At 71.5% G+C, this 25,901-nt stretch carries 28 protein-coding genes; 13 read left to right on the plus strand and 15 right to left on the minus strand.

The genetic code is table 11. From position 1 onward, the window contains the following. Positions 1-61: 61 nt before the first annotated feature. On the plus strand, positions 62-1,372 hold the full coding sequence (locus ACFYYN_RS25930) for a PTS transporter subunit EIIC (protein ID WP_500547700.1): 1,311 nt from the start codon (positions 62-64) through the stop codon (positions 1,370-1,372). 80 nt (positions 1,373-1,452) lie between these two features. Here ACFYYN_RS25930 and ACFYYN_RS25935 read toward each other — a convergent pair whose 3' ends face one another. The 8 genes from ACFYYN_RS25935 to clpS all read right to left on the minus strand — a co-directional run bounded on the left by ACFYYN_RS25935 (position 1,453) and on the right by clpS (position 7,110). After that, on the minus strand, positions 1,453-2,205 hold the full coding sequence (locus tag ACFYYN_RS25935) for an MBL fold metallo-hydrolase (RefSeq protein WP_500547701.1): 753 nt from the start codon (positions 2,203-2,205) through the stop codon (positions 1,453-1,455). Positions 2,206-2,433: 228 nt separating this feature from the next. Next, positions 2,434-3,384, minus strand: coding sequence for a PLP-dependent cysteine synthase family protein (locus ACFYYN_RS25940; protein ID WP_499512078.1), 951 nt, complete (start codon positions 3,382-3,384; stop codon positions 2,434-2,436). Next, on the minus strand, positions 3,384-3,689 hold the full coding sequence (locus ACFYYN_RS25945; RefSeq protein ID WP_499512079.1) for a MoaD/ThiS family protein: 306 nt from the start codon (positions 3,687-3,689) through the stop codon (positions 3,384-3,386). The genes ACFYYN_RS25940 and ACFYYN_RS25945 overlap by 1 nt, the downstream gene beginning before the upstream one ends. 61 nt (positions 3,690-3,750) lie before the next feature. Next, positions 3,751-3,855: a putative leader peptide gene (locus ACFYYN_RS25950; RefSeq protein WP_500359501.1), complete on the minus strand. Its 105-nt coding sequence runs from the start codon at positions 3,853-3,855 to the stop codon at positions 3,751-3,753. 66 nt (positions 3,856-3,921) lie between these two features. Beyond that, positions 3,922-4,347, minus strand: a complete 426-nt coding sequence (locus ACFYYN_RS25955; protein WP_500331285.1) for a M67 family metallopeptidase — start codon at positions 4,345-4,347, stop codon at positions 3,922-3,924. A 72-nt stretch (positions 4,348-4,419) separates the two neighbouring features. Further along, positions 4,420-5,856, minus strand: a complete 1,437-nt coding sequence (locus tag ACFYYN_RS25960) for an amino acid permease (RefSeq protein ID WP_500547702.1) — start codon at positions 5,854-5,856, stop codon at positions 4,420-4,422. Positions 5,857-6,159: 303 nt separating this feature from the next. Then, complete coding sequence (locus ACFYYN_RS25965; RefSeq protein WP_499512083.1) at positions 6,160-6,726, minus strand: DUF2017 domain-containing protein; 567 nt, start codon at positions 6,724-6,726, stop codon at positions 6,160-6,162. 72 nt (positions 6,727-6,798) lie between these two features. After that, positions 6,799-7,110, minus strand: a complete 312-nt coding sequence (gene clpS, locus ACFYYN_RS25970; RefSeq protein WP_499512084.1) for an ATP-dependent Clp protease adaptor ClpS — start codon at positions 7,108-7,110, stop codon at positions 6,799-6,801. An 84-nt stretch (positions 7,111-7,194) separates the two neighbouring features. Between clpS and ACFYYN_RS25975 the strand changes: the two genes are divergently transcribed. Beyond that, positions 7,195-8,529, plus strand: a complete 1,335-nt coding sequence (locus ACFYYN_RS25975) for a nicotinate phosphoribosyltransferase (RefSeq protein WP_500438832.1) — start codon at positions 7,195-7,197, stop codon at positions 8,527-8,529. Between the two features lie 79 nt (positions 8,530-8,608). Then, positions 8,609-9,205 (plus strand): isochorismatase family protein, encoded by a 597-nt coding sequence (locus tag ACFYYN_RS25980; RefSeq protein WP_500547703.1) that lies wholly within the window; start codon positions 8,609-8,611, stop codon positions 9,203-9,205. Positions 9,206-9,248: 43 nt separating this feature from the next. Here the strand turns inward: ACFYYN_RS25980 and ACFYYN_RS25985 are convergent, their stop codons facing one another. Together ACFYYN_RS25985 and ACFYYN_RS25990 are read right to left on the minus strand one after the other, a co-directional pair. Further along, the gene (locus tag ACFYYN_RS25985) at positions 9,249-9,566 is read right to left on the minus strand and encodes a hypothetical protein (protein WP_499512087.1); all 318 of its coding nucleotides are present in this window, start codon (positions 9,564-9,566) and stop codon (positions 9,249-9,251) included. A gap of 75 nt (positions 9,567-9,641) precedes the next feature. Then, on the minus strand, positions 9,642-11,963 hold the full coding sequence (locus tag ACFYYN_RS25990) for an immune inhibitor A domain-containing protein (protein WP_500547704.1): 2,322 nt from the start codon (positions 11,961-11,963) through the stop codon (positions 9,642-9,644). A gap of 356 nt (positions 11,964-12,319) precedes the next feature. On the opposite strand from ACFYYN_RS25990, the gene ACFYYN_RS25995 reads away from it, so the two are divergent. Then, entirely contained in the window at positions 12,320-12,601 is a 282-nt protein-coding gene (locus ACFYYN_RS25995; RefSeq protein ID WP_500547705.1) for a hypothetical protein, read from the plus strand. Between the two features lie 79 nt (positions 12,602-12,680). Here ACFYYN_RS25995 and ACFYYN_RS26000 read toward each other — a convergent pair whose 3' ends face one another. The 3 genes from ACFYYN_RS26000 to ACFYYN_RS26010 form a co-directional block, all read right to left on the minus strand. Then, the gene (locus ACFYYN_RS26000) at positions 12,681-13,316 is read right to left on the minus strand and encodes an RDD family protein (protein WP_500547706.1); all 636 of its coding nucleotides are present in this window, start codon (positions 13,314-13,316) and stop codon (positions 12,681-12,683) included. A gap of 80 nt (positions 13,317-13,396) precedes the next feature. Further along, complete coding sequence (locus ACFYYN_RS26005; protein WP_500547707.1) at positions 13,397-14,083, minus strand: RDD family protein; 687 nt, start codon at positions 14,081-14,083, stop codon at positions 13,397-13,399. A gap of 56 nt (positions 14,084-14,139) precedes the next feature. After that, positions 14,140-15,417 (minus strand): RDD family protein, encoded by a 1,278-nt coding sequence (locus tag ACFYYN_RS26010; protein WP_500547708.1) that lies wholly within the window; start codon positions 15,415-15,417, stop codon positions 14,140-14,142. 459 nt (positions 15,418-15,876) lie between these two features. Here ACFYYN_RS26010 and ACFYYN_RS26015 point away from each other — a divergent pair, with 459 nt between their 5' ends. Then, a complete protein-coding gene (locus tag ACFYYN_RS26015; protein WP_500330046.1) occupies positions 15,877-16,362 on the plus strand; it encodes an SsgA family sporulation/cell division regulator in 486 nt (161 codons plus the stop codon). A gap of 38 nt (positions 16,363-16,400) precedes the next feature. On the opposite strand, the gene ACFYYN_RS26020 is transcribed toward ACFYYN_RS26015, so the two are convergent. Then, on the minus strand, positions 16,401-17,768 hold the full coding sequence (locus tag ACFYYN_RS26020; RefSeq protein ID WP_500547709.1) for an FAD-binding oxidoreductase: 1,368 nt from the start codon (positions 17,766-17,768) through the stop codon (positions 16,401-16,403). A 118-nt stretch (positions 17,769-17,886) separates the two neighbouring features. Between ACFYYN_RS26020 and ACFYYN_RS26025 the strand changes: the two genes are divergently transcribed. Next, a complete protein-coding gene (locus ACFYYN_RS26025; RefSeq protein ID WP_500330048.1) occupies positions 17,887-18,276 on the plus strand; it encodes a hypothetical protein in 390 nt (129 codons plus the stop codon). Between the two features lie 71 nt (positions 18,277-18,347). Here the strand turns inward: ACFYYN_RS26025 and hppD are convergent, their stop codons facing one another. Then, entirely contained in the window at positions 18,348-19,493 is a 1,146-nt protein-coding gene (hppD, locus tag ACFYYN_RS26030) for a 4-hydroxyphenylpyruvate dioxygenase (protein ID WP_500330049.1), read from the minus strand. Between the two features lie 133 nt (positions 19,494-19,626). Here hppD and ACFYYN_RS26035 point away from each other — a divergent pair, with 133 nt between their 5' ends. The 7 genes from ACFYYN_RS26035 to ACFYYN_RS26065 all read left to right on the plus strand — a co-directional run bounded on the left by ACFYYN_RS26035 (position 19,627) and on the right by ACFYYN_RS26065 (position 25,901). Next, positions 19,627-20,103 (plus strand): Lrp/AsnC family transcriptional regulator, encoded by a 477-nt coding sequence (locus ACFYYN_RS26035; protein ID WP_499512096.1) that lies wholly within the window; start codon positions 19,627-19,629, stop codon positions 20,101-20,103. A 26-nt stretch (positions 20,104-20,129) separates the two neighbouring features. Then, a complete protein-coding gene (locus tag ACFYYN_RS26040) occupies positions 20,130-20,777 on the plus strand; it encodes an ABC transporter permease (RefSeq protein WP_499512097.1) in 648 nt (215 codons plus the stop codon). Next, the gene (locus tag ACFYYN_RS26045; protein WP_500330052.1) at positions 20,770-22,011 is read left to right on the plus strand and encodes a betaine/proline/choline family ABC transporter ATP-binding protein; all 1,242 of its coding nucleotides are present in this window, start codon (positions 20,770-20,772) and stop codon (positions 22,009-22,011) included. Before ACFYYN_RS26040 ends, ACFYYN_RS26045 begins: the two co-directional genes overlap by 8 nt. Then, entirely contained in the window at positions 22,008-22,910 is a 903-nt protein-coding gene (locus ACFYYN_RS26050; RefSeq protein WP_500547710.1) for an ABC transporter permease, read from the plus strand. Before ACFYYN_RS26045 ends, ACFYYN_RS26050 begins: the two co-directional genes overlap by 4 nt. Further along, positions 22,910-23,881 (plus strand): glycine betaine ABC transporter substrate-binding protein, encoded by a 972-nt coding sequence (locus tag ACFYYN_RS26055; protein WP_500547711.1) that lies wholly within the window; start codon positions 22,910-22,912, stop codon positions 23,879-23,881. Before ACFYYN_RS26050 ends, ACFYYN_RS26055 begins: the two co-directional genes overlap by 1 nt. A gap of 79 nt (positions 23,882-23,960) precedes the next feature. Further along, positions 23,961-24,587, plus strand: coding sequence for an ArsR/SmtB family transcription factor (locus ACFYYN_RS26060; RefSeq protein ID WP_500330057.1), 627 nt, complete (start codon positions 23,961-23,963; stop codon positions 24,585-24,587). A 24-nt stretch (positions 24,588-24,611) separates the two neighbouring features. Continuing rightward, positions 24,612-25,901, plus strand: a complete 1,290-nt coding sequence (locus tag ACFYYN_RS26065) for an MFS transporter (RefSeq protein ID WP_500547712.1) — start codon at positions 24,612-24,614, stop codon at positions 25,899-25,901.

The following is a 25,901-nucleotide window of genomic DNA, read 5'->3' on the forward strand; positions in this document are numbered from 1 at the left end:
GCGTCGCTTACATTTAATACTGGTCTACACCACTCGGTGGTTTAGACCAGGAGGACCCCCCATGACAACCGCCACCGCATCGGCGGCCCCCGCAGCGAAGAAGCGGGGCTCCGGCCTTTTCCAAGGCCTGCAGAAGGTCGGCCGCAGCCTGCAGCTGCCGATCGCCGTCCTGCCGGCGGCGGGCCTTCTGCTCCGTCTCGGCCAGTCCGACGTGTTCGGCGCGGACGGCCTCGGCTGGGACAACGTGGCCAAGGTGTTCGCCGGCGCAGGTGGCGCTCTGCTCGATTCGTCGCTCGGCCTGCCCCTGCTCTTCGCGATCGGCGTCGCCATCGGATTCGCCAAGAAGGCCGACGGTTCCACGGCGCTGGCCGCAGTGGTCGGCTTCTTCACCTACTACCTGGTGATCCACCAGTTCCCGATCGAGGACGGCGTGCCCGACGGCGCGACCTTCATCGGATCGGGATTCGGCGGCGGGGTCTGGCAGAAGGGCTCCGACGTCATCCCGGCCTCCTACCAGAACCCCGGTGTGCTCGGCGGCATCATCATCGGCCTGCTCTCGGCCGTGATCTGGCAGCGCTTCCACCGCACCAAGCTGGTGGACTGGCTGGGCTTCTTCAACGGCCGCCGCCTGGTGCCGATCATCATGGCGTTCGTGGGCACCGCGCTCGGCGTGCTGGTCGTCCTGGGCTGGGAGCCCATCGGCGACGTCATCAGCAACTTCGGCGAGTGGATGACCGGTCTCGGTTCCTTCGGCGCCGCGCTGTTCGGCCTGATCAACCGTGCGCTGATCCCGATCGGCATGCACCAGTTCGTGAACTCGGTGGCCTGGTTCCAGCTGGGTGACTTCACCAACTCCAGCGGCGCCGTCGTCCACGGCGACCTGACCCGCTTCTTCGCCGGCGACCCCTCCGCCGGACAGTTCATGACCGGCTTCTTCCCGATCATGATGTTCGGCCTCCCGGCCGCCGCCCTGGCCATCGCCCACACGGCCCGTCCGGAGCGCCGCAAGGCCGTCATGGGCATGATGCTCTCCCTCGCCCTGACCTCCTTCGTCACCGGTGTCACCGAGCCGATCGAGTTCTCCTTCATGTTCATCGCGCCGCTGCTGTACGCGATCCACGCGGTGCTGACGGCCGTCTCCATGGCGGTGACCTGGGCCTTCGGGGTGCACGCAGGCTTCACGTTCTCGGCCGGTGCCATCGACTACGCCCTGAACTGGAACCTGTCGACCAAGCCGTGGCTGATCATCCCGATCGGACTCGTCTTCTCGGTGATCTACTACGTGGTCTTCCGCTTCGCGATCACCAAGTTCAACCTCCCCACCCCGGGCCGCGAGCCCGAGGAGGAGAACGAGGACCTCGTCAAGGCGTAGCGCCCGGCGCGGCACACGACGAAGCCCCCGGAACCGAAGGTCTGGTTCCGGGGGCTTCGTGCTGCTTCGGGCGGGGGCGCTCAGACCTCGTAGACCGCTCCGGCCTTCGCCACCTCGACCGGGCCGTCGTAGACCTCGCGGGCGTGCTCGAGGTTGGTCCGCGGGTCGGTCCACGGCGGGATGTGGGTGAGCAGCAGCCGCCCGGCGCCCGCGCGGTCCGCGTACTGGCCGGCCTCGCGGCCGTTGAGGTGCAGGTCGGGGATGTCCTCCTTGCCGTGCGTGAAGGAGGCCTCGCACAGGAAGAGGTCGGTGCCCTCGGTGAGCGTCAGCAGCGCGTCGCAGGGACCGGTGTCCCCCGAATAGGTGATGGCGCGACCGGCGTGCTCGACACGGAAGCCGTACGCCTCGACGGGGTGGCTGACGACGTCCGCGGTGATGGTGAAGGGGCCGAGGCGGAAGGTGCCGGGTTCGAGGGTGCGGAAGTCGAAGACCTCGCTCATGCACTTCTCGTCGGGCACGTCCCCGTACGCGCTGGCCAGCCGCCGTTCGGTGCCCTCGGGCCCGTAGACGGGGATGGCGTGGGCGGGGCCGCCCTCGTGGCGGTAGTAGCGCGCGACGAAGTAGGCGCACATGTCGATGCAGTGGTCGGCGTGCAGATGGCTCAGCAGGATGGCGTCGAGGTCGTACAGACCGCAGTGGCGCTGCAGCTCGCCGAGGGCGCCGTTGCCCATGTCGAGGAGCAGCCGGAAGCCGTCGGCCTCGATGAGGTAGCTCGAGCAGGCCGATTCCGCGGACGGGAACGACCCCGAGCAGCCGACGACGGTGAGCTTCATGTGCAGAAACCTCCGTGGATTGTTCCGGGGGTCTTGCGTTGGCGCGCCACGACGCCCCCGCTCCGCAGGGGGAGGGGGGAGGGGCGGGAGCGACCCGCCATGTGCTCTTGAGCGTAAGGCGCACGGCGTGCGCGTGCTCCTCTGCGGAGCCCCGTTGTGGGCGGAATCACCAGTACGGCGCCCTCGTTGCCGGAAGTCCGGCGGGGCGAGGGCGCCGTGGGGGGAGGATCAGGCCCAGAGCTGGCCGTGCAGGGCGGCGACGGCCGCCTCGGTGGACGCGGCGGTGTAGATGCCGGTCGACAGGTACTTCCAGCCGCCGTCGGCGACGACGAACACGATGTCGGCGCGCTCCCCGGCGCGTTCGGCCTTGCGGGCCACGCCGAGGGCGGCGTGGAGGGCGGCTCCGGTGGAGACGCCGGCGAAGATGCCCTCCTGCTGGAGCAGTTCGCGGGTGCGGCGGACGGCGTCCTCGGAGCCGACGGAGAAGCGGGTGGTGAGGACGGACTCGTCGTAGAGCTCGGGGATGAAGCCCTCGTCGAGGTTGCGCAGTCCGTAGACGAGGTCGTCGTAGCGGGGCTCGGCGGCGACGATCTGCACGCCGGGGACCTTCTCGCGCAGGTAGCGGCCGACGCCCATGAGGGTGCCGGTGGTGCCGAGCCCGGCGACGAAGTGGGTGACGGAGGGGAGGTCGGTCAGGATCTCCGGGCCGGTCGTGGCGTAGTGGGCGCCGGCGTTGTCCGGGTTGCCGTACTGGTAGAGCATCACCCAGTCGGGGTGCTCGGCGGCCAGTTCCTTGGCGACGCGGACGGCGGTGTTGGAGCCGCCGGCGGCCGGGGAGGGGATGATCTCGGCGCCCCACATCGTGAGCAGTTCGCGCCGCTCGGACGAGGTGTTCTCGGGCATGACGCAGACCATGCGGTAGCCCTTGAGCCGGGCCGCCATGGCGAGCGAGATGCCGGTGTTGCCGGAGGTGGGTTCGAGGATCGTGCAGCCGGGGGTGAGCCGGCCGGCGCGTTCGGCCTGCTCGATCATGTGCAGCGCCGGGCGGTCCTTGACCGAGCCGGTGGGGTTGCGGTCCTCCAGCTTGGCCCAGACGGACACCTCGCCGGAGGGTGACAGGCGCGGCAGCCGTACCAGCGGGGTGTTGCCGACGGCTGCCAGCGGGCTGTCGTACCGCATCAGCGCCCGCCGACGCGGTCGGCCGGCAGGCCGCTGCCGCCGGCGACCGCGGGGAGGATCGTCACGCTGTCGCCGTCGGTGAGCTTGGTGGCGATGCCGTCCAGGAAGCGGACGTCCTCGTCGTTGAGGTAGACGTTGACGAAGCGCCGCAGCTCGCCGCCGTCGACGATGCGCTCGCGGATGCCGGTGTGGCGGGTGTCGAGGTCGGCGAGGAGTTCGTCGACGGTGCTGCCGCTGCCTTCGACGGCCTTGGCGCCGTCGGTGTACGTGCGGAGGATGGTCGGGATGCGGACCTCGATGGCCATGCGTCGGCTCCAGTGGGTGCGTGAGTACGGCGGGAAGCGGGGTTGCGCGGGCTGACGGTGCTCAGGCGCACGTACATGCCGCGCTGGCGAGGCGGCACAGGTCGACGTGCAGCCGCGCCACGAGCAGCGTGCCCGGCGCCCTGTCGCTCACGTCGTGGGAAACCATGGGCTCATCGTATCGATTCCCCCCGGGCCCCAGAGACGGTCGTCCCAGGATACGGACCGTCGCGTCTCAGATGGACGGGTCGACGACCTCCACCGGCTCCTCGGTGACCTCGCCGTCCACGATGCGGAACGAGCGGAACTGGAAGGGGCCGGCGCCGTCGGTGTCGGCGGTGGAGACCAGTACGTAGTGGGCGCCGGGCTCGTTGGCGTAGGAGATGTCGGTGCGCGAGGGGTAGGCCTCGGTGGCGGTGTGCGAGTGGTAGATGACCACCGGCTCCTCGTCGCGGTCGTCGAGTTCCCGGTAGAGCTTGAGCAGGTCGGTGGAGTCGAACTCGTAGAACGTGGGCGAGCGGGCCGCGTTGAGCATCGGGATGTGCCGCTCGGGCCGGCCGCTGCCGGCCGGACCCGCGATCACGCCGCAGGCCTCGTCCGGGTGGTCGGCGCGGGCGTGGGCGACGAGTGCGTCGTGCAGGGCACGGGTGATGGTCAGCATGGTCGTCAGGATAGAGAAGGTGACCGCCGTACGGCTGTACGGCGGTCACCTGCTGAGACGCCGGGCCCGGGACTACTCCTGGGCGAGGGCCAGGGCGCGGTCGCCGGGGGTGCGCCGCTTGAGGACCGCGTAGCCGATGCCGAGCAGGGCCGACCAGACGAGCCAGACGTACAGGCCGAGGCGGGTGTCTGCGTCGGTCGCCATGAGGACGACGACGGAGAGCAGCGCCACGATGGCGATCCAGTTGGTGACCGGGGCGCCCGGCATCCGGAAGTCGGCGGCGGGCAGCAGCCCGGCGCGGACCTTGGCGCGGTAGCGCAGGTGCGCGGCGAGGATCACGATCCAGGTCCACAGGCCGGCGCAGGTGGCGACGGAGGTGATGTAGACGAACGCCTTGTCCGGGGAGACGACGTTGACGATGACGCCGATGCCCATGAAGAGGGTGGACATGACGAGCGCGGGCAGCGGGAGTTGCCGGTCGCTGAGCTTGGCCACGGCCTTGGGCGCCTCGCCGTTGACGGCCAGGCCGCGCAGCATCCGGCCGGTGGAGTAGATGCCGGAGTTGCAGGAGGACAGGGCGGCGGTGAGGACCACGAAGTTCATGATCCCGGCGGCGCCGGGGATGCCGACCTGGGCGAAGACCTGGACGAAGGGGCTGACGCCCGCGGTGTACTTGGTCCAGGAGAAGACCGACAGCAGGACGATCAGCGTGCCGACGTAGAAGATGCCGATGCGGACCGGCAGGGTGTTGATCGCCTTGCGCAGGGTCTGCTTGGGGTTCTCGGCCTCGCCCGCGGTGATGCCGACCAGTTCGACGCCGAGGTAGGCGAAGATCACGCCCTGCATGGCGAGCATGGCCTGCCAGGCGCCGTTGGGGGCGAAGCCGCCGTCGGCCCACAGGTGGGTGACGGATGCGGTGTCGCCGGCGGAGGAGAAGCCGAAGGTCAGGATGCCGACGCCGATGACGATCATCGCGACGATCGCGGTGACCTTGATCGTGGAGAACCAGAACTCCAGCTCGCCGAAGATCTTGACCGAGACGAGGTTGCCGACGAAGAGCACCACGAGGGCGACCGCGGCGGTGGACCAGACGGGGATCGACGGCCACCAGAAGTTGATGTAGGCACCCGCGACGGTGACCTCGGACATGCAGGCGGTGACCCACAGGGCCCAGTACGACCAGCCGGTGGCGAAGCCGGCGAACGGCCCGAAGAACTCACGGGCGTAGTCGGCGAAGCTGCCGGAGGTGGGGCGGTAGGTGAGGAGCTCGCCGAGGGCCCGCATGATGAAGAAGATCACGATGCCGGCGGCCGTGTAACAGGCGATCAGGCTGGGCCCGATGGCGGCGATGCCCTTGCTGGACCCGTAGAACAGGCCCGTGCCGATGGCGCCGCCGATGGCGATCATCTGGACCTGACGGGCGCTGAGTCCCCGCTTGTAGCCCTCTTCCGGCGCGGCCCCCGTGGCGCCGTCGCCCGATTCGTACTGCTCGACCTGCGTCGAGGTCATGGTGCTGTGCCTTTCTCCATGCCCGTCCGGCCGCGACGGCCCGGATCGGGTTCCGATCCCCCCGGATGGTGGAGGTGCACGCCGGGGTCAGCCGGCCACGCGACCGACCGGGACAGGGGTGGCGTCACGGCCGGTGGTCGAGGATTCGTATCACGGGGTGTGCGCCGGGCACGCAGCGCAAATGTGGCACATGGCACAGGAAGAAGCGGACAGAAGGTGCGCCGAATGGGAATGCGGTCCGCTGCGGTGACGTGATCGTTATCCGGAATTGAGCGTCGTCTGAGCGAACGGACGCCCCCCGGATCACGGCATGAGGGTCTCCACGAGGCTCTCCTGGAGCGCCCCGAGCCAGAGGTAGGCCATGACGAGCGGTTTGCGCGGGTCGGAGTCCGGCAGCCGGTACAGCTCGCTGTCCTCGTCCTCGCTGACCTCCAGCCGGGTCCCCATGGTCAGCCGCAGGTCGTTGAGGGTGCCGAGCCACCGGCGCGCCTGCTCCGCGTCGAGGCTGAGCACCGCTCCCCCGTCACCGCCGGGGGTCAGCGCGTCGAGGCTGCGGACGACGGCGAGCGCGTCGCCGCGCTTGCGGGTGCGCAGGTCGTTCTCGGTGTAGCGGCGGAAGTCCGAGGAGTCCGCCTCCTCCTCGTAGGCGTCGGGGAAGAGCCGGGCGAGCGCCGGGTCCTGCGGGGGCCGGGTGGGGCCCTCGGCGAAGAGCTCGGCCAGCGGGTCGGCCGGTTCGGCGCCGTCGGCGGCGTCGCCGGGGCCGATCAGCTCCAGGAGCTGCACGGCCAGGCTGCGCAGGATGGAGATCTCGACCTCGTCGAGCGCGACGGCGGCGCCGCCTGCGGCGGCGGTCTGGAAGTAGCCGGGCATGTCGGTATCAGCCGTCCCTCAGGGGCTCGGTGGTCTTCTCGGTGGTCTCGCGGCCTCGGTGGTCTCGCGGCCTCAGCGGTCCTGCGTCAGGGTGGCCCACAGCCCGTAGCCGTGCATGGCCTGCACGTCGCGCTCCATCTCCTCGCGCGTGCCGCTGGAGACCACGGCGCGGCCCTTGTGGTGCACGTCGAGCATGAGCTTGGTGGCCTTGTCCTTCGGATAGCCGAAGTACGCCTGGAAGACGTAGGTCACGTAGCTCATCAGATTGACCGGGTCGTTGTGGACGACAGTCACCCAGGGAACGTCCGGGGACGGCACCTCGAAGGGGGCCTCGCTCGACTCGGTCCGTTCGATCTCTGCGGGGGCGACACTCACGGGACCCATGCTGTCACCAGACCGTGCCGACAGGGAAACCGGCCCTCCGAGAAATCGTCACTCTGACGAGAGTTGGGGGTAGCATCCTCGGACATGAGCACTGCAGACCTGGGGCTGCCCGTCACTGTCCCCTCCACCGCGCTGTTCACCGACCGGTACGAGCTGACCATGCTGCAGGCCGCGCTGCGCAGCGGCGCCGCCCACCGTCGTTCGGTGTTCGAGGTGTTCACCCGCCGGCTGCCCGAGGGGCGCCGGTACGGGGTGGTGTGCGGTACCGGACGGGTACTGGACGCCGTGGAGAACTTCCGCTTCGACGACCGCATCCTGGCCTTCCTGGAACGGGAGCGCGTCGTGGACGCGCCCACCCTGGAATGGCTGGCCGGCTACCGCTTCCGAGGCGACGTCCTCGGGTACCCCGAGGGCGAGGTGTACTTCCCCGGCTCGCCGGTCATGCGGATCGAGGGCACCTTCGCCGAGGCGGTGCTGCTCGAGACGGTGGTGCTGTCGATCCTCAACCACGACTCCGCGATCGCCGCCGCCGCCTCCCGGATGGCCGTGGCCGCCGGGGGCCGCCCGCTGATGGAGATGGGTGCCCGCCGCACCCACGAACTGGCGGCGGTGGCGGCCTCCCGCGCCGCCTACGTCGGCGGCTTCGCCTCCTCCAGCAACCTCGCCGCAGGGTTCCGCTACGGCCTGCCGACCATCGGCACCAGCGCGCACGCCTTCACCCTGCTCCACGACGACGAGCGGGACGCCTTCACCGCCCAGGTCGAGTCGCTCGGCCGGGGCACCACCTTGCTGGTCGACACCTTCGACGTGGCGACGGCCGTCCGGGCCGCCGTGGAGATCGCCGGGCCGGAGCTCGGCGCGGTGCGCATCGACTCCGGGGACCTGCTGCTGCTCGCCCACCGGGTGCGGCAGCAGTTGGACGACCTGGGGGCGAAGAACACCCGGATCGTGGTGACCTCGGACCTGGACGAGTACGCGATCGCCTCGCTGGCCGCGGCGCCGGTCGACGCGTACGGGGTCGGCACCTCCCTGGTGACCGGCAGCGGGCAGCCGACCTGCTCGATGGTCTACAAGCTGGTCGCCCGGGCCACCTCCGACGACCCGGGCGCGCCCCTGGTGCCCGTCGCCAAGAAGTCCATGGGCGGCAAGACCAGCATCGGCGGACGCAAGTGGGCGGCCCGGCGGCTGGACGCCGACGGGGTCGCCGAGGCCGAGGTGATCGGCACCGGACCGGTCCCGGGACCGCTGGCGGACCGGCAGTTGCTGGTGCCGCTGGTGCTGGGCGGCGAGACCGTGCACCGGGAGCCGCTGGACGCGGCCCGCACCCGCCACATCGAGGCGCGCGCCGCCCTGCCGCTGTCCGCGACCCAGCTGTCGCGCGGCGAGCCGGCGCTGCACACCGAGTACATCACCCACTGATCCGCCGGGGCACCCTGCCGCGGCAGGGCCGCCGCTCACTAGAGTCGACAAGCGACAGCGACCGGAAGGACCGACCACCATGCACCGCGCACTGATCGTCGTGGACGTGCAGAACGACTTCTGCGAGGGCGGCAGCCTGGCGGTCGCCGGCGGCTCCGAGGTCGCCGCCGCCATCACCGACCTCATCGGGGACGCCACGGCCGGCTACCGGCACGTCGTGGCCACCCGCGACCACCACGTCGCCCCCGGCGACCACTTCTCCGACCACCCCGACTACGTCCACACCTGGCCGGTGCACTGCGCCGCCGGCACCGAGGGCGTCGGTTTCCACCCCAACTTCGCTCCGGCGGTCGCCTCGGGCGCGGTGGAGGCGGTCTTCGACAAGGGCGCGTACGCGGGCGCGTACAGCGGCTTCGAGGGTGCCGACGAGAACGGCACCGGGCTGGCCCGGTGGCTGCGCGAGCGCGGGGTGGCGGAGGTCGACGTGGTCGGCATCGCCACCGACCACTGCGTGCGGGCGACCGCGCTGGACGCCGTGCGGGAGGGCTTCCGCACCCGGGTGCTGCTCGACCTGACGGCGGGCGTCATGGCGAGGACGACCGCGTCGGCGCTGGAGGAGCTGCGCGCCGCCGGCGCCGAGCTGTCCGGGAAGCCGGTCGTCCGCGAACAGGCCTGACGGCCAGTGGCGGGAGGACGGCCCCCGGGGCCGCGCCCCGGGTTCAGCGGCGCACCGTCGGGCCCAGCAGCGCCGCGATGGACTGCCAGGGGGCGGCCGGGGCCGAGGGGATGCGGCGCCAGACGAGCCCGTCGGGGTGGTGGAGGACGGCGTTGATCTCGTCGGACGTGGGGGGCTCCATGTTGCCGACGAGACGGACGGTACGGAAGCCCAGGTTCCGCAGGCGGGTCAGCGCGCGCTGGCGGTTGGCCGAGACGACGAGCACCCTGATGTACTCGTCCGGGGCCCCGCCGGGCGAGGGCAACCGGAGGGCCACGACGACGTCGCCGCTCGGAAGCCTGGTGAAACCGCCGCTGGCCATAAGCACATGATCGGCAGATCGGCCCCCGTCCACCAGGGGACGGGGGCCGATCAGGTCACTTCGTGCGGAGCGTGATCACTTCTTGGAGGGACCCACCCGGACGGTGATGGTGCTGCCGTCCCGGGCCTCGTGGAGGATCGTGATGCTGGTGTTCGTCGGGCTCACCTTCACGCTGCCCGTGGGGTTCTCCGAGGACCAGTAGGAGTTCTTGTCGTCGAAGACCGTGTTGCCGGGCAGGCTCGGGAGCTTGGTGGCAACGCCGTTCTTGTGCAGGGTGATGGCGTCGGTGCGGGCCTTGGTGAACGTGGAGTCGTAGGACTGCACGCGGTTGCGCTGCAGCGTGCCGTCGCTCCACTTCAGCGCCTTGGGGTGGGCGTCGATCGGGAGGATCCGGCCGGAACCGGCGTGCTCACTGACGTTGTTGTCGTCCTGCGAGGTGTCCCACAGCCAGATCAGCAGGCCGTTCTGGTACGCGTAGTGCTCGACCCAGTTCTCCTTGGTGGTGCCCCAGCCGAAGTTGTAGGGGCCGACCTTCAGGGTCTTGTCGTACGAGACGTACTGCCGGTTCTCCGCGATGTAGTACTGCGGGTAGTCCTCGGAGAACGTGGAGCCCTTGGCCGTGAAGCCGTTCACGGTCCAGCCGTTGTCACCGGCCTCGGCACCGTCGCTGAGCAGGGTGGCCCCGTCCGCGGTCACGGTGATGGCGTCGGCGAGGAAGCCCTTCATCGCCAGTCCACCGTCGGTCTGGTAGCGGAAGCGCAGCTTGACCGACTGTCCCGCGTAGGCGTCCAGCGGGACGACCATGTCCTGGTAGGAGGTCGCGCTGCCGGTCAGCGCCGGCTTGTCGCTGGCGTCGCGCGGGAGCGGGGCACCGCCGATGGTGCCGTCGAGCGCCGTCCAGGTGGCGCCGCCGTCGGTGGACACCTCGGTGTAGAGGTAGTCGTAACTGCGCTCGATGTCGTACCAGGCCTTGAGGGACAGGCTCGCCGAGGTCTTGCCCGTGAGGTCGACGTCGCGGGTGAGGGTGTTGCTCAGGTTGTTGCCCTTGCTGCTCCACCACTGCTTCGCGCCCTCGGCCGGCGTCGCCAGCTCGGTGGTCACGGTCTTCTTCGGCAGCGTGACGACCAGGCCCTGCTTCCTCGCGGTGTTGTACTCCGCGACACCGAGGGTGCTGATCCCGACCTTGCCGGCCTTTGCGGTGCTGTAGTTCAGCCAGCCCAGCTGCAGCTTGTCCCAGGCGGTCATGTCGCCGGGCAGGTCGCCGATGGAGTCCTTGCCGGCGCCGAGCCAGGAACCGGACGACATCAGCGTCCAGAAGCCGGTGGAGTTCTCGGCGGTGTTGGTGGTGTCGTAGTGGTCCGGCAGACCGAGGTCGTGGCCGAACTCGTGGGCGAAGACGCCGAGGCCGCCGTTCTCCGGCTGGACGGTGTAGTCGCCGACCCAGACGCCGGTGTCGCCGATCTGGGTGCCACCGAGCAGGTTGCCCGCCGGGCCGGTGGCGCCGGCGTCGGTGCCGAACGCGTACCAGCGGTGGGCCCAGATCGCGTCCTCGCCCTGGGCGCCGCCGCCGGCGGACTCGTCCTCACCGGCGTGCACGATCTGGAAGTGGTCGATGTAGCCGTCGGGCTCGTTGAAGTTGCCGTCGCCGTCGTAGTCGTAGCGGTCCCACTGGTCGTACTCGGCCAGCTTCGCCTTGATCGTGGCGGCGGAGTCACCGGCGGCCTTGCGCGCGGCGACCCACTTGTTCACCGCGTCCGCGACGAGGTTCCAGGTGCAGGTGTCGCACTGGTTGCTGCCGTACCGGGCCTCGTTCCAGTCGACCTTGACCCAGTCGGCGACCTCGCCGGCGACCGAGTAGCGGCCGGAGGACTGCTTCTCGTAGTACTTCGCCATCGACTCCTTGCCGGAGGCCTTGGAGAAGTACAGGTCCTGGAAGTGCTGCTTGTTGTAGTCCGCCTGCCACGCCGTGCTGTTGTCCTTGCGACGGTCGGGCTTGGCTATCTGGTTGTGCGCGGGACCGGCCGTACCGCCGTACTGGGGGTCGGTCTTGGTCCCGAACTCGGCGAGGATCACGAAGATCTTGTCGGTCTTCTCGCGCCCGAGTTCGACGTACTTGTTCTTGCCGAGCTTGACCACGTCCGAGGCACCGCGGTCCTCGACCTTGGACTTGCCCGAGATGACCTGCTCGATCGCCTGCTGGCGCTGGGCGGACTGGCGCTCGCTCAGCGGGCCCTTCAGATCGTGCTCGACGCGCTCCGCCTTCGCCGGGTCGTGCCGCACGACGCGACCGGCCTGCGGGTCGGCCTGGGCTGCCGCGACGGGGAAGGCGGTGGCGCCTATTGCGGCGATCGCCACGGCCAGAGCGGCGGATCTGATGGTCCGTCGTTGGCTTATCACGATGTATTGACCTCCCTAGGGTGAAGCCATTGCACCGGAGTGACGGATGAAAAGACAGATCTTGACTTGCCCATGACCGGCAAGTACGGTGAGCGACCGATCCGTTGCACATAGCGGACACATCGGCCTGCGCAACTCCACTTCGCCGCAGGCTCGTTGCCTCCCGGGGAAGATCGCGATGCGACCCCGTGCGCCCCCCGTGCTTCCGCACCGTGGGTTAGGTCACGCTTACCGGGCGTTCCGTGCGGGCATCTCGCACCATAGAGTCGGTGGTTGGCGTGCCACGTCTGAACCACCGGGAAGACGGCCCTGGCCGACGCTCCGCCACAATCGTCGTATATGAGGACGGATCAGCCATGCCACGTCCCACCCCCGCACAGCTGACCTACGGTTCCGCGACCGTGGTGCTCTCCACCCTCGCGATGCTGCTGCTCTCCGAGGCGAGATCGGGCGTCGCGGTGGCGGTCATCGCCGCGGCAGGACTGACGCTCGGTGTCCTGGTCGCCGTGACGGCGGCGATCCCGGCCGGCACGCGCCGCACGAGGCGCGAACTGCCCGCCGCACAGCAGCCGGTGCCACGACCCCGCGTCCGCGGTGCCGCCGAAACCCGGCTGGGCGAGCACTCGCTGCGGCGCTGAACGCACCCGCGCAGAACACGCCGACGGCCCCGGAGCGTCCACTCCGGGGCCGTCGTCTTCGTCTTCGTCGGTGCGGGTGTCAGGCCTGGACGACGACGGTCTTGGCCGCCTTGTCGTGCCAGCACTGGCGGTACGGCTTGTCCCACAGGTGCCACAGGACGTTCAGCAGCGACAGGATGGAGCCCACGCACGGCACGATGCCGATGAAGGAGTAGACCGCCGCGCGACCCCAGGCGGCGCTGCCGGGCGGGCTGCCGTCGGCCAGCTTGGCGACGCGGATCTTCATGACCTTCTTGCCGATGGTCTGACCGGTCGACTGGAGCATCAGGCCCTCGTACGCGAACGCGCCCGCGAAGACGAGCAGCTCGATCACGAGGAACGCGCCGGTGTCCGTGAAGGAGGTGCCCGTGGCGACCATCAGGATGATGAGCGCGACGAGGAAGATGCCGCCGTCGATGAGCCGGGCGAGGAAGCGCTGGCCGCTGCCGGCCAGCGGGGGCATGCCCGCCAGGGCCGGGTCCGTCGGCATCTGGCCGTAACCGGGCGCCTGCTGCGGATAGGCGTAGGGCGACTGCTGCTGCGGGAACGGCTGCTGGTCGTAAGGGTTCTGGCCCTGGGGGTGCGGCTGCTGTCCGTACGGGTTCTGCCCGTACGGGTCCTGGCCCCCCGAGCCGCCCTGCGGGTAACCGTAGCCGGGCGGTTGATTCGAACTCATGGAGTGAGTAAATCAGCCGGGCATGACGGCGCATAGACGGTGATGGTCACGGCCCTGCGACGATCACCCCACAGCGTGCCTTACTCCACCGAAACCACCACGGTTTGCCCCGCTTTGTCGTGCAGGCACTGACGGTACGGCTTGTCCCAGGTGCACCAGAGCACTTCGATGATCCAGAAGATCTCACCACAGCACGGGATGATCGGCACCAGGGAGTAGACCGACTCCCGCTTCAGCGCCGCCGGGGCCGTCGGATTGGTGCCGTCGGCGAGCATGCCGACCCGCACCTTGAGCAGCTTCTTGCCCAGGCTCTGCCCGGAACGGGTGAGCATGAACACCTGGTAGGCCAGGTAGATCACGGCGTAGATGACGCCCTGGGAGAACACCGCGCCGGTGGCGTTGTAGTCGTAGTCCCAGATCAGCCCGGTGAGGCCGTAGACCGGGATGCCGATGATCAGCCCGTCGACGATGCGCGCGAGCAGCCTGCGCCCCCGGTGCGCCAGCGGGGGCATCCCGGCCAGGGGATCGGGCTCGCCCGCTCCGTACGGGCCACTGGCGTAGGGGTCGCCGCCGCCGTAGCCCGGGGGCGGCTGGTCGTAGGGCGAGCCGCCGGGCGGGGGCTGGTACGGGGGCGGCGGGTAGGGCTGCTGCCCGGGCGGCGGCGGCTGCTCCGCAGGCGGCGGTGACTGCCCGGGCGGCGGCTGCGCGGGCCCGGACGGCTCCCGGGGCGGCTTGGCGAACGGGTCCTCGGGCTGGTCGGTGCTCATGCCCCGAGTGAAACCCGGACGATTCGGCCGCGCCTCCGGCGGGGGCCGTTCGGGTGTCAGCTGTCGCGGGCCACGAAGGTGCGTGCCGCCTTGTCGTGCCAGCACTGCCGCCACGGCCGGTCGAACAGGCACCACACCAGCCCGAGGAGGCCGATCACGAGCGCGTCCAGCACCGTGTGGGTGAGCCAGCGCAGCAGCGCCTGCCCGAAGCCGGGCTCGTACCGGCTCTCGACGTCCACCACGCGCAGGCCGAGCAGCTTCTTGCCCAGGGTGCGGCCCCACTTGGCGGTGGGCAGCACCTCGTACAGCACTCCGGTGACGAGCGCGACGGCGGCGAGGATGCCCAGTTGCACGCCCGTCGTGCCGTCGACCAGCCAGACCGTCACCTCCTCGCCGGTCAGCCGGGCGGCGTCCACCTTGTCGCGCAGGTGCTCGTACGCCGCCGTGCCCAGCGGCAGAGCGGCGGCCGCGACGACCGCGCCCACCACCGCGCTGTCGATCAGCCGGGCCACCAGGCGCCTCCCCGGCGACGCGGGGCGCGCCTGCCGCCGCGCGGGGGCCGACGGGTCGTCGGCCGCCGGCCGCCATGACGCGGGGGCGGCGGCCTCCCCGCCCTGCGGCGGGACCTGACGGGCCAGGTCGTGCACCTGCTGCGCCCACGGGACGGGAGCGGGCTGCTGCTGCCCGGGCACCGCGCTCTCGGTCGGCGCGGACGCCGTGCTCCCGGCCGCGCCCGCGGCGGCCGCACGGGCGGCCGCGGGAGCCGGGGCCGGCGACGGGGCGGGGGCGGCGGTCCGCAGGGGGGCCGGCGAAGGGGCCTGGACCCGGTCGGGTGCGGCGGGCTGCTCCGCACGCTCGGGGGTGCCCCACGACACGCGGGGCGCGGGGGCCTGACGGGCCGGGTCGGCGGCCCACGCCCGCTCCGGGGCGGGATCCGGACGGGACTCCTGCCGCGGCTGCTCCGCGGGGCGCGACTGCGGCTGCGGCTGCGCCTGTGCCTGCAGCCCGGTGAAGGTGCCGGGTCCGCGTTCGGCCCTCGGCGCCAGCGGGTCCTCGTCCAGGAACATCGGCCCGGACTCCTCCAGCGCAGGGGTCCACGGCGTCGCCGCCGGGGTCTGCGGCACCGGGGGCGCGGGCGGCGGTGCCAGCACGGGGCCGGCCGCTGCCACGGCGGCACCGGACGGCGGCGCGAGGTCCTCCCCGGGCTGCGGGGCGGGGCGGCTCGTACCGGGCACCCAGGAGGACCCGTTCCAGTACCGGATGTAGCCCGGGATGGACGGGTCCGGGTAGTACCCGGGACCGGGCAGACTCCCGCCGCTGCTACCGGAGGTCATCCGAGACAACTCCCCTCACGACCGACACGTTCGGACCAGCCCGCCGTCCCCGGCGTGCAAGGGACGACACTAACGAAGAACGCGGCGGGCGGACGAAAGAAACGATCCTTGGGCGAGGATCGGTATTCCGGGGCAAATCCCGTCGACCGAACCGATACGCTTCCGAACTGACACCGCCTCGGACGGACGGGGACGTGCGCGCCGCGGAGCCGTGGGCGCGGCGGGGGCGGGAACGGGAGGGCCGTCGTACGGCCGGACGCACCCAGGGCGGGGCGGACGGCGACGTTCCGTGTGTACCGCATCCATCTCACGCGTGCCGGGCCTTCGGGAAAAGTCTTCCCGATCGCCCGGACCCGCGTAATGGTGAAGGCCGTATGCGCTCTCTCCCGGTGCGGGCCCCGCGCAGCACCCGCCGCGCAGCACCGCCAGGGGCCTTCGCGCCGAGGAAAGGACGACGAGATGCACACCGTGGTCGAACGGGAACTGGAGATGCACCTGGTGCTGTCGCCCGAGCGCAGCATCGCCGTCCCGGCCAAGCTGTCCTACCGGGCGGAGGATCCCTTCGCCGTGCACATCACCTTCCACATCGGCTCCGACTGCCCCGTCAACTGGACCTTCGCCCGGGAGCTGCTGGTCGAGGGGGTGTTCCGGCCGAGCGGGCACGGTGACGTACGGATCTGGCCGACCAAGACGGACGGACGGAGCGTGATCTGCATGGCCCTCAGCTCGCCGGACGGCACCGCCCTGCTGGAGGCGTCCTCGCACCCGGTGGCGGCGTGGCTGGAGCGCACGCTGCGGGCGGTGCCGCCGGGGACGGAGCTGGACCACCTGGCCATGGACGAGCGGCTGGACGAGCTGCTGGCCCCGGCCGCCGGGGAGGGCGCGCGCGACGAGCGCCGCACGCCCGACCCCTGGCACGGCGCCGACGAGCCGCCGGACGCGTAGGGCGGCGGCCCGCGGGCCGGGTGGCCGGAGCCGTGGGCTCAGAACACCTTGCCGGGGTTGAGGATGCCGAGCGGGTCGAAGACGGCCTTGACACCGCGCTGCATCTCCACGCCGACCGGGCCGAGTTCGCGGGCCAGCCACTCCTTCTTCAGGACGCCGACGCCGTGCTCCCCGGTGATCGTGCCGCCGAGCTCCAGGCCGAGCGCCATGATCTCGTCGAAGGACTCGCGGGCCCGGCCGGACTCCTCGGGATCGGCGGCGTCGAAGCACACCACGGGGTGGGTGTTGCCGTCCCCGGCGTGCGCGCACACGCCGATCGTCAGGTCGTGCTTGCGGGCGATCGCCGCGACCCCGTCGAGCATCGCGGCGAGCCTGCCGCGCGGCACGCACACGTCGTCGATCATCGTGGCCGTGGAGACCCGCTCCAGTGCGGGCAGCGCCATCCGCCGTGCCTGCAGCAGCATTTCGGACTCCGCCGCGTCCTCGGCGGGCACCACCTGCGTCGCCCCGGCGGCCGTGCACAGCGCCCCCAACGCGGCCAGGTCGGCGGCCGGGTCGGGGGTGTCGAAGGCGGCGAGCAGCAGTGCCTCGGTCGACTCGGGCAGCCCCATGCTGGTCATGTCGTTGACCGCGCGCACGGTCGTGCCGTCCATCAGCTCCAGCAGCGAGGGCACGTGGCCGCCGGTCATGATGTCGCAGACCGCCGCGCAGGCCGCCTCGGCCGAGCCGAACTCCGCCACCAGCGCCAACTGGGCGGGCGGCGCGGGCTTGAGTGCCAGCACGGCCCGCACGACGACGCCGAGGCTGCCCTCGGAGCCGACGAACAGCCGGGTCAGGTCGTAGCCGGCGACGCCCTTGGCGGTGCGCCGGCCGGTGCGCAGCAGCCGTCCGTCGGCCAGGACGACCTCCAGGCCGAGGACGTACTCGGCGGTGACCCCGTACTTCACGCAGCACAGGCCGCCGGAGCCGGTGCCGATGTTGCCGCCGATGGTGCACTGCTCCCAGCTGGAGGGGTCCGGCGGGTAGTACAGGCCCCGCTCGGCGACGGCGCGGGAGAGGGCGGCGTTGACGACGCCCGGCTCGACGACGGCGACCCGGTCGACGGGGTCGATCTCCAGGATGCGGTCCATCCTGGTCAGGGAGAGCACGATGCAGCCGTCGGAGGCGTTGGCGGCGCCCGACAGGCCGGTGCGGGCCCCCTGCGGCACGACGGGCACCCGCAGCGCCGTGGCGGTCCGCATGACGTGCTGGACCTGCTCCACGGTGCGCGGCAGGACGACCACCGCGGGCGCCCCGGCCGGGCAGAAGCTGGCCATGTCGTTGGCGTACGAGGCGGTGACGTCGGGATCGGCGAGGATGGCCTCGTCGGGGAGTCCGGCGCGCAGCCGGTCGATGAGATCGCCCATGCGTCCAGCTTCGCACCGCGCCGCCGCCCGGGGAAGATCACGTCACCGCGCGGTTCACGGCTTCCTGAGTATCCGTACGGATGGTGGCGCGGGCGGGGGCGCGGCGAGGATGGCCGCCGTGACGGACACGACGGACCCCGGGGGCACGGCGCAGGCGCGGCGACGCCACGGGCGAAGGATCGTGGTGCGCTGCGTGTGGGCGGTCGTGCTGCTTGCCCCGCCGGTGGTGCTGTGGGTCATGGGCGCGGCGGACGCGGCGCAGCACAAGAGCCCCACGGACTGGGTGGGCAACCACCGCGCCAAGGTCGCGCTGGAGAACGCCGCCCTGCTCATCGCGGGCCTGCCGGCCGCCGGGGTGGTGATCGGTGCCCTCGCCGGGGCGCTGCGGCGGCCGCCGCGCACGGGGCTGTGGGCGGCGACGGGGGCGGTGCTGGGGGCGCTGGCGTTGTGGGCGTTCGGCGCGTACGCGTTTCTGACGGCCCTGCGCCACCTCACGATCGTCTTCTGACGGCGACCGGCGCCGGCCGCGCCCTCCCCCGCGGGGGCACGGTCCGGCGCCGGAGTCGGCGGCGGTGGCGATCAGAGGTTGCCGCGGCGCTCCTGCTCGCGCTCGATCGCTTCGAAGAGCGCCTTGAAGTTGCCCTTGCCGAAGCCCATCGAACCGTGCCGCTCGATCATTTCGAAGAAGACGGTCGGGCGATCCTGGACAGGCTTGGTGAAGATCTGCAGCAGGTAGCCGTCTTCGTCCCGGTCTGCCAGGATCTTCAACTCCCGCAGGGTGTCGATCGGGACACGGGTGTCGCCGACCCACTCGCCGAGGGTGTCGTAGTAGGAGTCGGGCGTGTCGAGGAACTCGACGCCCGCGGCGCGCATGGCGCGGACCGAGGCGACGATGTCGTTGGTGGCGAGGGCGATGTGCTGGACGCCCGGGCCGCCGTAGAACTCCAGGTACTCGTCGATCTGGGACTTCTTCTTGGCGATCGCGGGCTCGTTGATGGGGAACTTGACCTTCAGCGTGCCGTCCGCGACGACCTTGGACATCAGGGCCGAGTACTCGGTGGCGATGTCGTCACCGACGAACTCCTTCATGTTGGTGAAGCCCATGACGCGGTTGTAGAAGGTCACCCAGTCGTTCATCTTGCCGAGCTCGACGTTGCCGACGCAGTGGTCGATCGCCTGGAAGAACCGCTTGGCCGGCGGCTCCACGATCGGCTCGGCGGCGACGTAGCCGGGCAGGTACGGGCCCTTGTAGGCGCCGCGCTCGACCAGGGTGTGGCGGGTCTGGCCGTAGGTGGCGATGGCGGCCAGCACCACGGTGCCGTACTCGTCGCCGACCTCGTGGGGCTCCTCCAGGCCGGTGGCGCCGTGGGCGAGGGCGTAGTCGTAGGCGGCGCGGACGTCCGGCACCTCCAGGGCCAGGTCCACGACGCCGTCGCCGTGGGCTGCGACGTGCTCCTCCAGGAAGCGGCCGTGGTCGGTGGCGGCCCTGACGACGGAGGTGAAGACGAAGCGGGCGCTGCCGGACTCCAGGACGTAGGACGCGGTCTCGCGGCTGCCGTTCTCCGGTCCGGAGTAGGCCACGCGCTTCATGCCGAACGCGGTCGAGTAGTAGTGGGCGGCCTGCTTGGCGTTGCCCACCGCGAAGACGACCGCGTCCATTCCCTTGACCGGGAACGGGTCCGCGTCGCCGGGGGTGGGGGAAGTGTGATCCAGGGTCTCAGTCATGGCAGCAGCCTCGCCCGGCACCTCAAGGTGCGCAATAGTTTGCAGAACGACTGGACAACCTGTACAGCAGTCGGCGGAAATCAGGCGGCATTCTGTGCACGGTGACCACCGTCACAGGAGGGACTGGGGTGTCATGGGGATCGACCGGCTGGACGGACGGCTGATCAAGCTGCTCGCCGAGGAACCGCGGATCGGCGTGCTGGAGGCCTCGCGGCGCCTGGGAGTGGCGCGCGGGACCGTGCAGGCACGGCTGGACCGCCTTCAGGCCAATGGGGTGATCCGCGGCTTCGGACCGCAGGTCGACCCGGCCGCGCTGGGCTACCCGGTGACGGCCTTCGCCACGCTGGAGATCAAGCAGGGGCAAGGCCCGGACGTGCGGGCGCATTTGGCCGGCGTCCCGGAGGTCCTGGAGCTGCACACCACGACCGGGCAGGGGGACATGCTGTGCCGGCTGGTGGCCCGCTCGAACGCCGATCTCCAACGTGTGATCGACCGGGTTGTGGGCTTTGATGGCATCGTGCGGGCCTCCACGGCGATCGTCATGGAGAACCCGGTCCCGTTGCGGATCATCCCGCTGGTCGAGCAGGCGGCACAGGACGCGGACACGTAGCCGAGGGACGGCAGGGGTGATGCCCGGTGAGCTTCTGGGAGTACCTCGCCAGCCGTCACGAGCAGCTGCTGATCGACGCGTACCAGCAGGCCAGCCTCGTCTTCCAGTGCATGGTGCTGGCGACCGCGATCGGGGTGGCGATCGGGGTCCTGTCCTACCGGCGCGACTGGGCCGCGGCCCTGGCCGTCACCTCCACCGCGACGATCCTCACCATCCCCTCCCTGGCCCTGATCGGCCTGCTGATCCCCTGGCTGGGGCTCGGCGTCCCCCCGACGGTGACGGCCCTGACGCTGTACGGGCTGCTGCCGGTGGTCCGCAACGCGATCGTGGGGCTGCGCGGGGTCGACCCGGCGCTGGTCGACGCGGCCCGCGGCATCGGGATGTCGCGGACGGCCGCCCTGGCGCGGGTCGAGCTGCCGCTGGCGTGGCCGCCGATCCTGACCGGCATCAGGGTGGCGACGCAGATGCTGATGGGCATCGCGGCGATCGCGGCGTACGCCTCCGGGCCGGGGCTCGGCAACGAGATCTTCCGCGGGATCGCCTCCCTGGGCGGCGCCAACGCCCTCAACCAGGTGCTGGCCGGGACGGTCGGCATCGTCGTCCTGGCGCTGCTCTTCGACGCCTGCTACGTGCTGCTCGGGCGACTCACCGTCCCCCGGGGGATCCGTGGCTGAGGCGTCGGGCGCGACCATCGAGCTGGAGCAGCTGACCAAGCGGTACCCGGGCAGCGCGGAACCGGCCGTGGACGGCGTGAGCATGGAGATCGGGGCCGGCGAGACAGTGATCTTCGTCGGTCCCTCCGGGTGCGGGAAGTCCACCACCCTGAAGATGATCAACCGGCTGATCGAGCCGACCTCGGGCCGCATCCGCATCGGCGGCGAGGACGTCACCGACATGGACCCGGTGAAGCTGCGCCGCAAGATCGGCTACGCGATCCAGTCCTCCGGGCTGTTCCCGCACATGACGGTGGCCGAGAACATCGGGCTCGTCCCCCGGATGGTGGGCTGGTCCAGGGCGCGGGTCCGGGACCGCGTCGAGGAGATGCTGGACCTGGTCGGGCTGGACCCGAGGGAGTTCCGGGGCCGCTACCCGCGCCAGTTGTCGGGCGGTCAGCAGCAGCGCGTCGGGGTGGCGCGGGCGCTGGCGGCCGATCCCCCGGTGCTCCTGATGGACGAGCCCTTCGGCGCCGTCGACCCGATCACCCGTGACCATCTCCAGGACGAACTGATCAGGCTGCAGCACGAACTGCACAAGACGATCGTCTTCGTCACCCATGACTTCGACGAGGCGATCAAGCTCGGGGACCGCATCGCGGTGCTGCGGGAGCGCTCGCACATCGCCCAGTTCGACACCCCCGAGGCGATCCTGACCAATCCGGCCGACGACTTCGTCTCCGGGTTCGTGGGCGCCGGGGCCGCCCTGAAGCGGCTCAACCTGACCCGGGTGCGGGACGTGGGCGTCGCCGACTTCCCGACCGTGCGCCTGGACGACCCCCTCCAGTCGATCTTCGACCGGCTGCGGGAGGTGACCACGACCAACGAACTGCTGCTGCTGGACCGCAGGGGCCGCCCCTACAAGTGGCTGCGGCGCGGCGACCTGATGCGCGCCAAGGGCTCGCTCGCCCGCGCCGGGACGCTGGTGGGCGACACGGTGACCCGGGACGCGACCCTGCGCGACGCCCTGGAGGCGGTGCTCACCGACAGCAGCGGACGGGTCGCGGTGACCGGCCGGCGCGGCGAGTTCACCGGGGTGGTGGACATGGAGACGCTGCTCAACTCCGTGCACCAGCTGCTGGAGGAGGACCGGCTGGCGGCCCTGGAGCACCGTCACGAACTGGAGGAGCTGCGCGCCCCGCAGACCCGGGCCGAGCAGGAGGGCGCCGACCACGAACCGGGGGCGCGGGCATGAGCCCCGCCACCGGCGCACCGCCGGGCGGGACGGACGGGACGGGCGGGCCGGGCGGGCCCGCGACGGCTCCCGGGGCCGGGCAGGGCCCGGCCGGCCCGGAGGAACCCGCGGGCGGCGAGGGCCTCGGCGACCGGCCCCCCGGGCCCGCCGCCGGACCGCCGGCCCGGCGGCTGACCTGGCGGAGACTGCTGGTCACCCCGGTCGTGCTGGCCCTCGTCCTGCTCGCCACCTACCTGTGGATCACCGGCATCACCCTCGACTCCATCGCCGAGAACGCCCTCGTCGGCGACACCGTCAGGGTGCGGCTGTGGCAGCACGTCAAGCTGACCGCGATCTCCACCTTCTGGGTGCTGGTCATCGCCGTCCCGCTCGGCATCGCACTGACCCGGCGGCGGCTGCGCCCCGCCGCGCCGGTGGTCACGGCGATCGCCAACATCGGGCAGGCGACGCCCGCCATCGGGATGCTGGCGCTGCTGGTCATCTGGCTGGGCATCGGGCCGCGCACGGCGCTGATCGGCATGGTGGTCTACGCGGTGCTGCCGGTGCTGTCCAACACCATGGCGGGGCTGCGGGCCATCGACCCCACCCTGATCGAGGCCTCGCGCGGCATCGGGATGTCGGCGGCCGGGACGCTGTCCCGGATCGAACTGCCGCTGGCGGTACCGCTGATCCTGGCCGGCGTGCGCACCGCGCTCGTGCTCAACGTGGGCACCGCCACGCTCGCCACCTTCGTCGGCGGAGGCGGGCTCGGCGACATCATCACCACCGGGATCGTCACCCAGCGCATCCCGGTGCTGGTGCTGGGTTCGGTGCTCACCGTGGTGCTGGCCCTGCTGGTGGACTGGCTGGCGTCGCTGGCCGAGCAGGTGCTGCGGCCGCACGGTCTGGACACGGGCTGATGCGCCGCCGGGCCCTGGCCGCGGGCCTCCTGGTGCTGCTCGCCTGCGCCCCGGGCTGCGGGCTCAAGAGCGGCAGCCCGCTCGTCGACGACGTGCGCCCCGGCTCCCTGGGACAGGGGCTCCCGCTCAAGGGCGCCTCGCTGACGGTGACGTCCAAGAGCTTCAGCGAGCAGATCATCCTGGGCTCGATGATCGGCCTGGTCTTCAAGGCGGCCGGCGCCGAGGTGCTGGACCGCACCAACATCCAGGGCTCCATCGGGGCGCGGGAGGCGGTCAAGTCCGGTGCCGCGGACGCCATGTACGAGTACACGGGCACCGCCTGGATCACCTACCTCGGCCACGACGAGCCCATCGCCGACCCCATGGAGCAGTGGCGGGCCGTCCGGGACGCCGACCTGCGCAACGGCATCACCTGGCTGCGGCCGTCCACCCTGGACAACACCTACGCCCTCGCCATCAGCCGGGACAAGAACCGCCCGTACGGACTGCGGACCCTGTCCGACGTGGCAGCCCTGTCGCGGAGGGACCCCAAGGCCGTCACCCTCTGCGTGGAGAACGAGTTCGCCTCGCGGGACGACGGCCTGCCCGGCATGGAGAAGGCGTACGGCATGGACCTGCCCTCCGCCAACATCCGCAAGATGGACACCGGGATCATCTACACCCAGATCGCCAAGCCCGGTTCCTGCCTGCTCGGCGAGGTCTACACGACCGACGGCCGGATCGCCTCCCTGGACCTGCAGGTCATGGAGGACGACAAACGCTTCTTCCCGAACTACGACGCCGCACCCGTCGTCAACAGCGAGGCCCTGGAGCGCTGGCCGGCCATCCGCTCCCTGCTCGACCCGCTGTCGGAGAAGCTGACCACCGACGTCGGCCGGGAGCTCAACGCGAAGGTGGACGTGGAGGGCGAGGACCCGCACGAGGTCGCCAAGGAGTGGCTGGTGAAGGAGGGCTTCATCAGGGCGGGGTGAGCGGGCGGGGTGAGCGCGTCGGGCGGTGCATGCAAAGAAAGCGTTGCAAAGGAGCCTTTGCAACGCCTACGGTGGGACCGTGCCAGACGACCCCACCGCCGACGCGACCGACCCCGGCGTCATCAGCCTCGACCCGCGCACCCTGCGCGGCCTCGCGCACCCGCTGCGCATCCGGCTGCTCGCCGCGCTGCGCGAGCACGGCCCCGCCACCGCCTCCGGCCTGGCGGCCCGGCTCGGCGAATCCAGCGGCGCCACCAGCTACCACCTGCGGCAACTGGCGGCGTACGGCTTCGTCGAGGAGGAACCGGACCGCGGCACCGCACGCGAGCGCTGGTGGAGGGCCGCGCACCGCGGCACGCACTTCGACGCCGGGGGCTTCCTCGGCCACGCCGACCCCGAAGTGCGCGCCGCCATCGGGCTGTTCGGGCGCGAGGTCGCCGCGCACCACGCCGCGGAGCTGGAGACCTGGCTCGCCACCGTCGGCGACTGGCCCGCGGAGTGGCGCCGCAGCTTCGACCTCAGCGACTTCGCCCTGCGGCTCACCCCGGCCGGAGCCCGCGCCCTGCGCGACGAACTCCACGCCGTGCTGGAGCGCTACCGCACCTCGGAAGGCGGGCACCGCTCGGACCACGAGGACGCCGGGGACACCGAGGACGCCGTGCCCGTCCGCGTCCACCTGCACACCTTTCCGCGCACCGCGGACTGACCGCACCGACCACGGGGGACACACATGGAGACCGGAACCGGCATATCCGACGGCACCGAGCGGGCCACCGGGCCCGTGCCCGCACCCGATCCGCGGCCGCTGCGGCTGGTCCTGGCCGCCAATGTCGTGTCGATCAGCGGCAATTCGCTCACCGTGCTCGCCGTCCCCTGGTTCGTGCTGCAGACCACCGGCAGCGCCGCCCGCGCGGGCCTGGCGGCCTTCTGCGCGACCCTGCCGGTCGTGGTCTCCGCGCTCGTCGGCGGGCCGGTCATCGACCGCTTCGGACGGCGCAGGTCCTCGGTCCTGTCGGACGCCGTGTGCGCGGTGGCCGTCGTGGCGATCCCGCTGCTCCACTTCGCGGGCGTGCTGCGCTTCTGGCAGTTGTGCGCGCTGATGGCCGTCAGCGGGCTCTTCCACGGCCCCGGCGAGACCGCGCGCGAGGTCCTGCTGCCCGTGCTGGCCGAGCGGGCCGGGACGCCACTGGGGCGCGCCGCGGGCTACTTCGACGGCGCCTCACGCGGCGCCCGGATGCTCGGCGCCTCGGCCGGCGGTGTGCTCATCGCCGTCCTGGGCGCGGAGGCGGTGCTGCTGCTGGACGCGGCGACCTTCGCCGTCTCCGCGCTGCTGATCGCCTTCGGCGTCCGCGGGCTGCCGGGCGCCGAACCCGCCAAGGACACGGCACCGGTCTCCCTGCGCACGTACCGGGCCGAACTGCGCGAGGGCTACGCCTTCCTGATCCGCACCCGCCTGCTGCTCGCCATCACCTTGATGGTCATGGTCACCAACGGCCTCGACGCGGGCTGGAGTTCGGTGCTGCTGCCCGTGCACGCCGACCGGGAGCTCGGCGGCTCCGTCCAACTCGGCCTACTGTCGGGGCTCTTCGGGGCCGGCGCGTTCGCCGGGGCGCTGCTGTACGGCGCGATGGGCCACCGCCTGCCGCGATGGCCGGTCTACACGGTGTGCTTCCTGCTGTGCGGCGCGCCCCGGTTCCTGGTCGCCGCATGGGTGCCCGGATGGGGTGCCCTGGCGGTGACCATGGTGGCCGGCGGCATCGCGGCGGGGGCGCTCAACCCGATCCTGGCGACGGTGACCTTCGAGAACATCCCGGACGAGCTGCGCACCCGCGCCCTGGGCACCCTGGGCGCCGGGGTGCTGCTCACCACCCCCGTGGGCGGCCTCGCCGCGGGCTACCTGGTGGACGGCATCGGCCTGGCCGGCGCGCTGCTGCTGACCGGCGGGGCGTACTTCCTCGCGACGCTGTGCCCGCTGGTCTTCCCCTCCTGGCGCCACATGGACGCCCGGCGGGGCACCTGA

The sequence above is a fragment of the Streptomyces sp. NPDC001902 genome, assembly GCF_042891295.1.
GTDB lineage: Bacteria > Actinomycetota > Actinomycetes > Streptomycetales > Streptomycetaceae > Actinacidiphila.

What these genes read in the sequence shown, in the direction of transcription:
- ACFYYN_RS25930 (WP_500547700.1), top strand. Translation starts at nt 62, where the DNA reads ATGACAACCGCCACCGCATCGGCGGCCCCCGCAGCGAAGAAGCGGGGC.
- ACFYYN_RS25935 (WP_500547701.1), bottom strand. Translation starts at nt 2,205, where the DNA reads ATGAAGCTCACCGTCGTCGGCTGCTCGGGGTCGTTCCCGTCCGCGGAA.
- ACFYYN_RS25940 (WP_499512078.1), bottom strand. Translation starts at nt 3,384, where the DNA reads ATGCGGTACGACAGCCCGCTGGCAGCCGTCGGCAACACCCCGCTGGTA.
- ACFYYN_RS25945 (WP_499512079.1), bottom strand. Translation starts at nt 3,689, where the DNA reads ATGGCCATCGAGGTCCGCATCCCGACCATCCTCCGCACGTACACCGAC.
- ACFYYN_RS25950 (WP_500359501.1), bottom strand. Translation starts at nt 3,855, where the DNA reads ATGGTTTCCCACGACGTGAGCGACAGGGCGCCGGGCACGCTGCTCGTG.
- ACFYYN_RS25955 (WP_500331285.1), bottom strand. Translation starts at nt 4,347, where the DNA reads ATGCTGACCATCACCCGTGCCCTGCACGACGCACTCGTCGCCCACGCC.
- ACFYYN_RS25960 (WP_500547702.1), bottom strand. Translation starts at nt 5,856, where the DNA reads ATGACCTCGACGCAGGTCGAGCAGTACGAATCGGGCGACGGCGCCACG.
- ACFYYN_RS25965 (WP_499512083.1), bottom strand. Translation starts at nt 6,726, where the DNA reads ATGCCCGGCTACTTCCAGACCGCCGCCGCAGGCGGCGCCGCCGTCGCG.
- clpS (WP_499512084.1), bottom strand. Translation starts at nt 7,110, where the DNA reads ATGGGTCCCGTGAGTGTCGCCCCCGCAGAGATCGAACGGACCGAGTCG.
- ACFYYN_RS25975 (WP_500438832.1), top strand. Translation starts at nt 7,195, where the DNA reads ATGAGCACTGCAGACCTGGGGCTGCCCGTCACTGTCCCCTCCACCGCG.
- ACFYYN_RS25980 (WP_500547703.1), top strand. Translation starts at nt 8,609, where the DNA reads ATGCACCGCGCACTGATCGTCGTGGACGTGCAGAACGACTTCTGCGAG.
- ACFYYN_RS25985 (WP_499512087.1), bottom strand. Translation starts at nt 9,566, where the DNA reads ATGGCCAGCGGCGGTTTCACCAGGCTTCCGAGCGGCGACGTCGTCGTG.
- ACFYYN_RS25995 (WP_500547705.1), top strand. Translation starts at nt 12,320, where the DNA reads ATGCCACGTCCCACCCCCGCACAGCTGACCTACGGTTCCGCGACCGTG.
- ACFYYN_RS26000 (WP_500547706.1), bottom strand. Translation starts at nt 13,316, where the DNA reads ATGAGTTCGAATCAACCGCCCGGCTACGGTTACCCGCAGGGCGGCTCG.
- ACFYYN_RS26005 (WP_500547707.1), bottom strand. Translation starts at nt 14,083, where the DNA reads ATGAGCACCGACCAGCCCGAGGACCCGTTCGCCAAGCCGCCCCGGGAG.
- ACFYYN_RS26010 (WP_500547708.1), bottom strand. Translation starts at nt 15,417, where the DNA reads ATGACCTCCGGTAGCAGCGGCGGGAGTCTGCCCGGTCCCGGGTACTAC.
- ACFYYN_RS26015 (WP_500330046.1), top strand. Translation starts at nt 15,877, where the DNA reads ATGCACACCGTGGTCGAACGGGAACTGGAGATGCACCTGGTGCTGTCG.
- ACFYYN_RS26020 (WP_500547709.1), bottom strand. Translation starts at nt 17,768, where the DNA reads ATGGGCGATCTCATCGACCGGCTGCGCGCCGGACTCCCCGACGAGGCC.
- hppD (WP_500330049.1), bottom strand. Translation starts at nt 19,493, where the DNA reads ATGACTGAGACCCTGGATCACACTTCCCCCACCCCCGGCGACGCGGAC.
- ACFYYN_RS26035 (WP_499512096.1), top strand. Translation starts at nt 19,627, where the DNA reads ATGGGGATCGACCGGCTGGACGGACGGCTGATCAAGCTGCTCGCCGAG.
- ACFYYN_RS26050 (WP_500547710.1), top strand. Translation starts at nt 22,008, where the DNA reads ATGAGCCCCGCCACCGGCGCACCGCCGGGCGGGACGGACGGGACGGGC.
- ACFYYN_RS26055 (WP_500547711.1), top strand. Translation starts at nt 22,910, where the DNA reads ATGCGCCGCCGGGCCCTGGCCGCGGGCCTCCTGGTGCTGCTCGCCTGC.
- ACFYYN_RS26065 (WP_500547712.1), top strand. Translation starts at nt 24,612, where the DNA reads ATGGAGACCGGAACCGGCATATCCGACGGCACCGAGCGGGCCACCGGG.